The sequence below is a fragment of the Enterobacter cloacae complex sp. P12RS genome, from assembly GCF_014895875.1.
In the GTDB taxonomy this organism is placed as follows: Bacteria; Pseudomonadota; Gammaproteobacteria; order Enterobacterales; family Enterobacteriaceae; genus Enterobacter; species Enterobacter bugandensis.
Map to the genome: position 1 here is coordinate 1 of NZ_JADBQO010000059.1, position 10762 is coordinate 10762.

At 49.7% G+C, this 10762-nt stretch carries 9 protein-coding genes; 4 read left to right on the forward strand and 5 right to left on the reverse strand.

Going from position 1 to position 10762, the window contains the following annotated elements; all coding sequences use genetic code 11:
- Positions 1 to 361 precede the first annotated feature (361 nt).
- Complete coding sequence (locus IM284_RS21915) at positions 362 to 1009, reverse strand: YchE family NAAT transporter (protein WP_047368710.1); 648 nt, start codon at positions 1007 to 1009, stop codon at positions 362 to 364.
- A 478-nt stretch (positions 1010 to 1487) separates the two neighbouring features.
- Here IM284_RS21915 and adhE point away from each other — a divergent pair, with 478 nt between their 5' ends.
- Complete coding sequence (adhE, locus tag IM284_RS21920) at positions 1488 to 4166, forward strand: bifunctional acetaldehyde-CoA/alcohol dehydrogenase (protein WP_028013432.1); 2679 nt, start codon at positions 1488 to 1490, stop codon at positions 4164 to 4166.
- A 65-nt stretch (positions 4167 to 4231) separates the two neighbouring features.
- On the opposite strand, the gene tdk is transcribed toward adhE, so the two are convergent.
- Positions 4232 to 4846 carry a thymidine kinase gene (gene tdk, locus IM284_RS21925; RefSeq protein ID WP_028013433.1) on the reverse strand — a complete coding sequence of 205 codons (615 nt, stop codon included), beginning with the start codon at positions 4844 to 4846 and terminating at the stop codon, positions 4232 to 4234.
- A 548-nt stretch (positions 4847 to 5394) separates the two neighbouring features.
- On the opposite strand from tdk, the gene hns reads away from it, so the two are divergent.
- Complete coding sequence (gene hns / locus IM284_RS21930; protein ID WP_028013434.1) at positions 5395 to 5808, forward strand: histone-like nucleoid-structuring protein H-NS; 414 nt, start codon at positions 5395 to 5397, stop codon at positions 5806 to 5808.
- A 198-nt stretch (positions 5809 to 6006) separates the two neighbouring features.
- Here hns and galU read toward each other — a convergent pair whose 3' ends face one another.
- The 3 genes from galU to rssA all read right to left on the reverse strand — a co-directional run bounded on the left by galU (position 6007) and on the right by rssA (position 9123).
- Positions 6007 to 6915 carry a UTP--glucose-1-phosphate uridylyltransferase GalU gene (gene galU / locus IM284_RS21935; RefSeq protein WP_028013435.1) on the reverse strand — a complete coding sequence of 303 codons (909 nt, stop codon included), beginning with the start codon at positions 6913 to 6915 and terminating at the stop codon, positions 6007 to 6009.
- A gap of 200 nt (positions 6916 to 7115) precedes the next feature.
- Positions 7116 to 8129, reverse strand: a complete 1014-nt coding sequence (gene rssB / locus IM284_RS21940) for a two-component system response regulator RssB (RefSeq protein WP_028013436.1) — start codon at positions 8127 to 8129, stop codon at positions 7116 to 7118.
- Positions 8130 to 8220: 91 nt separating this feature from the next.
- Positions 8221 to 9123: a patatin-like phospholipase RssA gene (gene rssA, locus IM284_RS21945; protein ID WP_047368711.1), complete on the reverse strand. Its 903-nt coding sequence runs from the start codon at positions 9121 to 9123 to the stop codon at positions 8221 to 8223.
- A gap of 114 nt (positions 9124 to 9237) precedes the next feature.
- Here rssA and IM284_RS21950 point away from each other — a divergent pair, with 114 nt between their 5' ends.
- On the forward strand, positions 9238 to 9696 hold the full coding sequence (locus tag IM284_RS21950) for a YchJ family protein (RefSeq protein WP_041909602.1): 459 nt from the start codon (positions 9238 to 9240) through the stop codon (positions 9694 to 9696).
- 46 nt (positions 9697 to 9742) lie between these two features.
- Positions 9743 to 10585, forward strand: coding sequence for a formyltetrahydrofolate deformylase (gene purU / locus IM284_RS21955; RefSeq protein WP_028013439.1), 843 nt, complete (start codon positions 9743 to 9745; stop codon positions 10583 to 10585).
- Positions 10586 to 10762 lie beyond the last annotated feature (177 nt).

Sequence of the window (10762 nt, forward strand, 5' to 3'; positions counted from 1 at the left end):
AACCAATATGGAAGATATTCCGTTCAGGCGCGTCGCTGCATTTTCATCGCGTAGTTTTGTACGAAAATTTAACAATTGATTATTATTTAGCACATTCATCTAACGAAATGTTGAAATTACTAATATCATTTCGGTTATCCCGCAGCAAGCCCAAGACTATCGTGTGAGTAAAATAACAGTGCGTTCGAAGATTTTCTGTGCAGGCAGGCTTGAGATGAATTCATAACTCTATGAAATATATGAGATGAACATTATTAGTAGAATTTATTATGACAGGTAAGCTTTTCAACTTTATTTATATGATTTGCTGATATTGATACAAAAAAAACGGCGCCGAAGCGCCGTTCTTTCATATGAAATATCAATGTAACAAGCCGGGGAAAATGCTTTTAATACCCGTGACAATGAATTCGATCCCGAGTGCCATTAACAGCAGCCCCATGATACGCGTAATAACGTTGATGCCGGTCTGCCCCAGCAGGCGTACCAGCCACGGCGCCATGCGGAATACGCCCCAGCAACAGAGTGCGAAAACGGCAATCGCGACAGAAAAACCAATCAAATGCATGAGGCTATGGTAACGCGTGCCCCAGACAATAGTTGAACTGATGGCACCCGGCCCGGCCATAAGGGGCAATGCCAACGGAACCACGCCGATACTTTCGCGGATGGCGGTTTCTGACTTTTCCTGCTTGTTCTGCTTATCCTCACCCAGCTTACCGCTGATCATGGACATGGCAATGGTCACCACCAGGATCCCGCCTGCAATGCGGAAGGAGTCAATCGAAATGCCAAAGAGCTGGAGAATGGCATCACCCAGGAAAAGCGAGGTGAGCAAAATGATTGCCACAGACAGGTTAGCGGTAAGATTGGTTTTGTTCCGGGCCGCCGCCGTCTGGTAACTGGTCATACTAATGAAGACAGGAATGATACCCACCGGGTTGACCAGGGCAAACAGACCAATAAAAAATTTGAAATACGTTGGAAAATCAAAGAGCGTTTGGATCACGTTTTGCTCCGCTTTTGCGCATGCCCGGGACAGTTACATTGTTAGGAAAAATCGCGCTGAAGATACGCTTTTTATTAGCATACTTCACCAGAAATCTGTGCCAAAACGTTAGCATTTCAGAATGTTAAACATATGTTGAGACAATGATAGCGTCACTTCCAATAGTTACTTAATTAATTAACAGTGGAAATATATCCATTAAATAACCCTGCTGAAAGGTATCAGCTTGGTGGAAAATTGATGCAGATCATGATTTCCGTACTCAGAAGTGAGTAATCTTGATTACGCCCCCAGGGAGGTCACCTGACAAAAAGGGATGATGCTAAGGTAAGGCTCTTTTAGTAAATTAGTGTACTGGAGCATAAAGTAACCCTTTGTTTTACTTTATGTAACGCAAGTCGTATTGGCACTGTCTATACTGTCTGACGTATCGAGCGCTGGTTTACTAAAAGAGTTTAAACATTATCAGGAGAGCATTATGGCTGTTACTAATATCGCTGAACTGAACGCCCTCGTCGAGCGCGTTAAAAAAGCCCAGCGTGAATATGCCAATTTCACCCAAGAACAGGTTGATAAAATCTTCCGCGCGGCCGCTCTGGCTGCTGCAGATGCTCGAATCCCTCTCGCTAAAATGGCCGTTGCCGAATCTGGCATGGGTATCGTTGAAGATAAAGTGATCAAAAACCACTTTGCTTCTGAGTATATCTACAACGCCTATAAAGATGAGAAAACCTGTGGCGTTCTGTCTGAAGACGACACCTTCGGGACGATCACCATCGCCGAACCTATCGGCATCATTTGCGGTATTGTTCCAACGACTAACCCTACTTCAACGGCTATCTTCAAATCGCTGATCAGCCTGAAGACCCGTAACGCAATCATCTTCTCTCCACATCCACGTGCGAAAGACGCAACAAATAAAGCAGCAGACATCGTTCTGCAGGCAGCAATTGCTGCGGGCGCACCAAAAGATCTGATTGGCTGGATCGACCAACCTTCTGTTGAGCTGTCTAACGCGCTGATGCATCACCCGGACATTAACCTGATTCTGGCGACCGGTGGTCCTGGTATGGTTAAAGCAGCATACAGCTCCGGTAAACCAGCAATCGGTGTAGGCGCAGGTAACACCCCCGTTGTTATCGATGAAACCGCTGACATCAAACGTGCTGTTGCGTCTGTGCTGATGTCTAAAACCTTCGATAACGGCGTTATCTGTGCATCTGAACAGTCTGTAGTTGTTGTTGATTCCGTGTACGACGCAGTACGCGAGCGTTTCGCCAGCCACGGCGGCTACCTGCTGCAGGGCAAAGAGCTGAAAGCGGTTCAGGACATCATCCTCAAAAATGGCGCGCTGAACGCTGCTATCGTAGGTCAGCCAGCCTATAAAATCGCTGAACTCGCAGGCTTTACCGTTCCGGCGACCACCAAGATCCTGATCGGTGAAGTTAAAGTTGTTGACGAAAGCGAGCCGTTTGCTCACGAAAAACTGTCTCCTACGCTTGCTATGTACCGTGCGAAAGATTTCGAAGACGCGGTAGAAAAAGCCGAGAAGCTGGTTGCCATGGGCGGTATCGGTCATACCTCATGTCTATACACCGACCAGGATAACCAGCCAGAGCGTGTTGCCCACTTCGGTCAGATGATGAAAACTGCCCGTATCCTGATTAACACCCCTGCTTCTCAGGGTGGTATCGGTGACCTGTATAACTTCAAACTCGCACCTTCCCTGACTCTGGGTTGTGGTTCCTGGGGTGGTAACTCCATCTCTGAAAACGTTGGTCCAAAACACCTGATCAACAAGAAAACCGTTGCTAAGCGAGCTGAAAACATGTTGTGGCACAAACTTCCGAAATCTATCTACTTCCGCCGTGGCTCTCTGCCAATCGCGCTGGATGAAGTGATTACTGATGGCCACAAACGTGCGCTCATCGTGACTGACCGTTTCCTGTTCAACAACGGCTACGCTGACCAGATCACCTCTGTGCTGAAAGCGGCTGGCGTCGAAACTGAAGTGTTCTTCGAAGTTGAAGCTGACCCAACCCTGAGCGTTGTACGCAAAGGTGCTGAACTGGCGAACTCCTTCAAACCAGATGTGATTATCGCACTGGGTGGTGGTTCCCCAATGGACGCCGCGAAAATCATGTGGGTTATGTACGAACATCCGGAAACCCACTTCGAAGAGCTGGCGCTGCGCTTTATGGACATCCGTAAACGTATCTACAAGTTCCCGAAAATGGGCGTGAAAGCGAAAATGATCGCCGTCACCACTACTTCCGGTACCGGCTCAGAAGTGACGCCATTCGCGGTAGTAACAGATGACGCAACAGGTCAGAAATACCCGCTGGCTGACTACGCGCTGACGCCAGATATGGCTATCGTTGATGCCAACCTGGTCATGGAAATGCCGAAGTCTCTGTGTGCGTTCGGTGGTCTGGATGCCGTGACACACGCGCTGGAAGCCTACGTTTCTGTACTGGCGTCTGAGTTCTCTGACGGTCAGGCTCTGCAGGCTCTGAAACTGCTGAAAGAAAACCTGCCAGCGTCCTACAACGAAGGTTCTAAAAACCCTGTAGCACGTGAACGTGTCCACAGTGCAGCAACCATCGCCGGTATCGCGTTTGCGAACGCCTTCCTGGGTGTTTGCCACTCTATGGCGCACAAGCTGGGTTCACAGTTCCACATTCCTCACGGTCTGGCAAACGCCTTGTTGATCAGCAACGTTATCCGCTATAACGCCAACGACAACCCAACCAAGCAGACTGCGTTCAGCCAGTATGACCGTCCGCAAGCGCGCCGTCGTTATGCTGAAATCGCTGACCACCTTGGTCTGAGCGCACCGGGCGACCGTACTGCTGCGAAGATTGAGAAACTGCTGGCATGGCTGGAAAGTCTGAAAGCTGAACTGGGTATTCCTAAATCTATCCGTGAAGCAGGCGTTCAGGAAGCTGACTTCCTCGCTCACGTAGACAAGCTGTCTGAAGATGCCTTCGATGACCAGTGTACTGGTGCTAACCCGCGCTACCCACTGATCTCCGAGCTGAAACAGATTCTGCTGGATACCTACTACGGTCGTGAGTTCAAAGAAGGTGACGTTGCTGCTGTGAAAACAGAAGCTCCGGTCATTAAAGCTGACAAGAAAGCGAAGAAAAGCGCTTAACTGACAGCCTGAGGAAAAAACCCGCCTGTATGGCGGGTTTTTTTATGTCTGAATAACGGCGGATATTATTTTCTGTTGTCGTGCTGGATCGCCGTCAGCGAGCCTACGGACAACGCTTCCTTATAATGCTTACGACAGACCGACACATAGCGTTCATTGCCACCAATCACCACCTGCTCACCGTCCGCATAAGGTTTTCCAGCCTGGTCGAGACGAAGCACCATGCTGGCCTTGCGTCCGCAGAAACAAATAGTTTTCAGTTCAACCAGCTTATCTGACCAGGCAAGCAAATACTGGCTTCCGGCAAACAGCTCCCCGCGGAAGTCCGTACGCAGCCCGTAGCACAGAACGGGGATATCGAGCTCATCAACCACTTCAGAGAGCGCGTGCACCTGTTCACGCGTCAGGAACTGGCTCTCATCAACCAGCACGCAGTGAATGGGCTCTGACGCATGCGCAGCGCGGATATCCTCCAGCAGGTCAGTTTGCGGGTTAAACAGCCTGGCTGGCGAAGAGAGGCCTATTCTGGAACTCACCTTCCCTGCACCGAAGCGATCGTCGATTTCAGCGGTATAAACAACGGTACGCATTCCTCGTTCCTGGTAATTGTATGAGGATTGCAGCAGTGCGGTGGATTTCCCGGCATTCATTGCCGAATAGTAGAAATAAAGTTGTGCCATTGGCCGTAAAACCCTAATCAATGTGTAATATTCCCGATGATTCATTGTACCATATTTTGTCTGGTCATCAGCGACACGCCGCACAAACGATGCCGTGCTGAAAGGTGTAAAACGCCCTCTTTTCGCAAAAATAATCCGCTAAAACAGAGAGTAATGACGATCATGCTGGTGAATAGGTTATATGGTTAGCCAAACATAACACTTCTTTTTATAGTGGAATCTGCGTTCATTAAAATTCACTATTTATTAACTATTCCTGCCTTAACACCGTCGGCTGGAACTAATACAAAAGGCTGATATTTATCCGCCGCAACTATAATTCCTGCGGCAAATGTCACAAAAAAAAGATGCAAGCGGCGGGGTTAAGCAGGTTATCGTGATAACAAGCGAGACTGCCAAAGAGGAAATTTAAGTTAGCGTAATTAATAATAGCGGCTTTATTTAGTATTTTTTGAATTCCTTACATTACTGGCTATTGCACATCTGAATTTATGGCTCTATTATTAGGTCAACAAACCACCCCCCATTATAAGTTTGAGATTACTACAATGAGCGAAGCACTTAAAATTCTGAACAACATCCGTACTCTTCGTGCGCAGGCAAGAGAATGTACCCTTGAAACGCTCGAAGAAATGCTGGAAAAATTAGAAGTTGTAGTTAATGAACGTCGCGAAGAAGAAAGCGCTGCTGCTGCTGAAATCGAAGAGCGTACGCGTAAACTGCAGCAATATCGTGAAATGCTGATTGCTGATGGTATCGATCCAAATGAATTGCTGAACAGCATTGCTGCTGCAAAAACCGGTACCAAAGCAAAACGCGCTGCCCGTCCTGCTAAATATAGCTATGTAGATGAGAACGGCGAAACTAAAACCTGGACCGGCCAGGGCCGTACTCCTGCTGTAATCAAGAAAGCTATGGATGAGCAAGGTAAACAGCTGGATGACTTCCTGATCAAGGATTAATCAAGCCGAATTCAGAAAAATCCCGCCTCTGGTGGGATTTTTTTTGCCCGCAATTTATCACTAACATCCTCTTACACTCCGTCATAAAGCGTTATTTGGCTATTTAGTTTCGCTTACAAACAGGCTGGTCATGGCGTTTTATGGGCATAAAAAAACCGGTGGGCAGCGCCACACCGGTTTCATAGATTTACGCCTGGATTATTTCTTAATACCCATACTCTCTTTGAGCCAGCCTTTAAATTCTTCACCCAGCGTATTATGGCGAATGCCGTATTCAACGAACGCCTGCATATAACCGAGCTTATTACCGCAGTCATGGCTCTTACCTTTCATGTGGTAAGCCTCAACGGTCTCTTTCTCGATCAGCATATCAATGGCATCCGTCAGCTGGATTTCATCCCCTGCTCCTGGAGGCGTTTTCGCCAGCAGTGGCCAGATTTCAGCACTAAGGACATAGCGACCCACCACTGCCAGATTAGACGGCGCTACGTCGGCTTTAGGCTTCTCTACGACACCAACCATTGGCACGCTTTCGCCTGGCTCAAGGTTCACGCCCTTGCAGTCAACCACACCGTAAGCGGTCACGTCTTCAACTGGCTCAACCATGATCTGGCTGCAGCCCGTTTCGTCGAAGCGGTGGATCATCTCAGCCAGGTTGTCCTGGGAAAGATCGGATTCGTATTCATCCAGAATCACGTCAGGCAGAATAACCGCGACGGGCTCATCACCCACAACCGGATGTGCACACATAACCGCGTGGCCCAGACCTTTAGCCAGCCCCTGACGAACCTGCATAATGGTGACGTGCGGAGGGCAAATAGACTGAACTTCTTCTAACAGCTGACGCTTAACGCGTTTTTCCAGCATGGCTTCGAGTTCAAAACTTGTATCGAAGTGGTTTTCGATAGAGTTTTTAGATGAATGCGTAACCAGCACAATTTCAGTAATGCCGGCCGCGATACACTCATTAACGACATACTGGATTAATGGCTTATCAACCAGAGGCAGCATCTCTTTAGGAATCGCCTTAGTTGCTGGTAACATCCTGGTCCCCAATCCCGCTACCGGGATGACGGCCTTTCTGACTTTCGAATTTAGGGCAGCCATTCAAATTCTCCTGAGCTGTTCAAGTTTTGAACTTTTATGCAATAAATAACGCGTTGAGTATATCAGCCTCGCCCCGCAGTCCGGGTCTGAAAAGAACGCGTTGCCGATGAATTAGGACAAATACGCATGAATCTGGGCAGCGATAGTAGCACTCCCGAGAAAACACAGGTAAAGCAATCTTAAAATTAAGATCCAATTGCTTATTCCGTGGACAACATTAAGCGAAGCCTTCCCCCGGCACCCCAAATTTGGCACTGCCAGGAAGAACAGCGATGGCTAATTTGATTTAGATACGCCGTTCCCAGTGTTCCAAGCGGCACCCCGTTACTCACCTGAATATGGTGTTCCCCGGTATTCAGTGACGCGTTGAGACCTGCAGAAACGAGGATAAGATTCTTTAAACCGCTATGGTAATAACCAACCAGCAGCGGGAACTGTCCGGGTAAATTGGCCTGACGAAAAAGCTGGTTTACCTGTTTGAGTAAACTGCCTAACTCAGGGAGCCGTTGTCCCTGATGTGATAACTGTTCCTGCAATAATCCATTAAAGAGCGCGCGAAGTAACAATGCAGCTAATACGCCATTATCCCCTGCACGGGTTACGTCCAGAGAATAAAATGCGAGGTCGGAATCAGACAGAGGTGCAATATCCAGCACCAGCCCAGGCTGATCGGCCGCCACCAGTTGGCGATAGTTTACGCGGCAGTGGGAAATAGTTTGCTGAACGGGAGGCTGAAGTTCTTGCAACAATTTCGCCGCCGCTGGCGGATTACTCACCAGCGCGTCCCAGTCCTGAAAAAGGCGTTCCTCTTCCTCAACGCGGGAATTAAACATATTTGGATAAAGGCACGCTAATACCGTTTCACGTAACCGGTTCAGATCTTTGACGGGTTTCAGCAAAATATCCTGAACGCCAAGACGTAATGCTTTGGCAATATCCGCCATATTTTCTGTCGCGGAGATCACCAGAATGGGCATCTGGTCCCCCTCGTTGCGCAGATGTTCAACCAGTTTCAGCCCATTCATTCGCGGCATCGCGATGTCGCAAATCATCAGATCGGGCGTAATACCGGTCATTTTTTCCAGCGCGTCGACACCATCTTCAGCCAGTAAAGTGTTTGCTCCCAGCGAGGATAACCACGAATCCAGTAGCGATCGGAAAACGGGCTCGTCTTCAACAATCAAAATGTGTTTTCCGGCCAATGGCTGCGTCATGGTTCCTCCCCTGGCTGACAGTTACTAAATAGTGGCATGCTATCGGCACTATCGCCTGTCAGATTTTGCTGAAGTAGTCAAAAAAAGGTGCTTAACGTGCTGTTCGCACAAACGGCAGCAACTCGTCTATTTTCTTTTCGACGGCTAGCGAGCCCGCTGCGATGGCGGCCTCAGCCCGATGGAAATCAAGGGTAGAGATTTGCGGACAGTAAGGCTGAATAAGAATATCCGGAGGATCGCCAGCCATACGGTTACGTTTAAGGCGATTCTCAAGAACCTGAATTGAGGTGGTCATGATCTCCATGGCCGTCGGTGCGGCAACCGAGCGTCGTGCGGCCAGGCGACCAATTCTTCCGCGCAGGCGTTCATGCCAGGCAAGCTTTTCGATGTCGGCATCTTCGCTCTGCAGATTGACCGGCATAAGGTCTTGCTGCATCAGATGAGCGTCGTGCTGCAAATCAACGGCGATGACGATGTCCGCCCCCATGGCGCGCGTCAGAGAGATGGGAACCGGGTTCACGACACCACCATCGACAAGCCAGTAACCGTTATGAGGCACGGGCGCCATAAGCCCAGGAATACTGCATGAAGCACGCACCGCAAGGTGAATATCCCCTTCGGTCAGCCAGAGTTCACGGCCTGTGCTGAGATTAGTTGCGACGGCACCGAAAGGCATCCGGCAGTCAGTAAAGTCTTCGAGAGGCATCACCCGGCGGAACTGGTTAAAGACGCGTTCACCGCGCAACAGCCCACCGCGCTGCCAGGAGAGATCCATCAGACGCAGCACGTCCCAATAGCTGAAGGAGCGCACCCAGGTTTCGAGATCCGGAAGCTTGCCGCACGCGTAGGCGGAGCCGACAAGCGATCCGATTGAACATCCTGCTACGATATCAACGTCAACGCCCATCTTGTTTAAGGCATTAATCACGCCGATATGAGACCATCCCCGGGCTGCACCTGATCCCAGCGCCAGTCCAATTTTAACCTTTCTCATTAGCCCTGTTTTACTTCCCCTGGATTCCTGACATAGCGTCAACGCAACTGCTCAGTTAACATAGTGCTACCCGAGGCGTTTTACGCCCTTATTTTTTGTTCCAGGAAGAGAATCGTGTCTCAACTCTGCCCCTGTGGTAGCGCTCTGGAGTATAGCCTATGTTGCCAGCGATATCTTTCTGGCAATCAGGTTGCACCGGATCCGTCACACCTCATGCGTTCACGGTATACTGCTTTTGTGATCAAAGACGCAGACTACCTGATAAAAACCTGGCACCCGTCCTGCCACGCCGCCGATTTCCGACAGGAGATCGAAGCCGGGTTCGCCAACACCCACTGGCTTGGGCTTACCGTGTTTGAATCTTCACCCGGTAGCCACCACGACGAAGGCTTTGTCAGCTTTGTTGCCCGTTTTACCGAGAACGCCAGGCCTGGCGCCATTATCGAGCGTTCCCGGTTCTTAAAGGAAAGCGGGCAGTGGTACTATATTGACGGTACGCGCCCACAGTTTGGTCGTAACGATACCTGCCCTTGTGGTTCAGGAAAAAAATTCAAAAAGTGTTGCGGGCAGTAACGCCTGACAACCCAGACTTCGCAAATACAAACAGGATTTCCCGGCGATGCAATCATTACAACGTAAAGTTCTGCGCACTATCTGTCCCGATCAAAAAGGGCTGATCGCACGAATCACCAATATTTGCTACAAGCATGAACTGAATATCGTGCAGAACAACGAGTTCGTTGACCACCGTACCGGTCGCTTCTTCATGCGTACCGAACTGGAAGGCATTTTCAACGACACCACCCTGCTGGCCGATCTGGACAGCGCGCTGCCGGACGGTTCCGTGCGTGAGCTGAATCCTGCGGGCCGTCGTCGCATTGTGATTCTGGTGACGAAAGAAGCTCACTGCCTGGGCGATCTGTTGATGAAGGCCAACTACGGCGGCCTGGACGTAGAAATTGCCGCTGTTATCGGCAACCACGAAACCCTGCGCACGCTGGTTGAACGTTTTGATATTCCGTTTGAGCTGGTAAGCCATGAAGGCCATACCCGTGAAGAGCACGACAACCTGATGGCTGCTGCCATTGAAGCGCATAACCCGGACTACGTGGTGCTGGCGAAATATATGCGCGTGCTGACGCCTTCCTTCGTCGCCCGCTTCCCGAACAAGATTATCAACATTCACCACTCGTTCCTGCCGGCCTTTATTGGCGCGCGGCCTTATCACCAGGCGTACGAGCGCGGCGTGAAGATCATCGGCGCAACCGCGCACTACGTGAATGACAATCTGGACGAAGGTCCCATCATCATGCAGGACGTGATTCACGTGGATCACACCTACACCGCAGAAGATATGATGCGCGCCGGACGTGACGTTGAGAAGAACGTATTGAGTCGTGCCCTGTATCAGGTGCTGGCGCAGCGTGTCTTTGTCTACGGTAACAGAACCATCATTCTTTAATCTTTCGGAAAATGAATTGATTAGCTTTGCGCCTTTACGGATAAAAAGCAGGCAAACAGCGTCATTTCCCTAAAGGAATGCTTTACAGGGGCGTCTCATTTGATATGATGCGCCCCGCTTCCAGCAGGAAGCAGGCCAGTAAAAAAGCATTACCCCGTGGTGGGGTTCCCGAGCGGC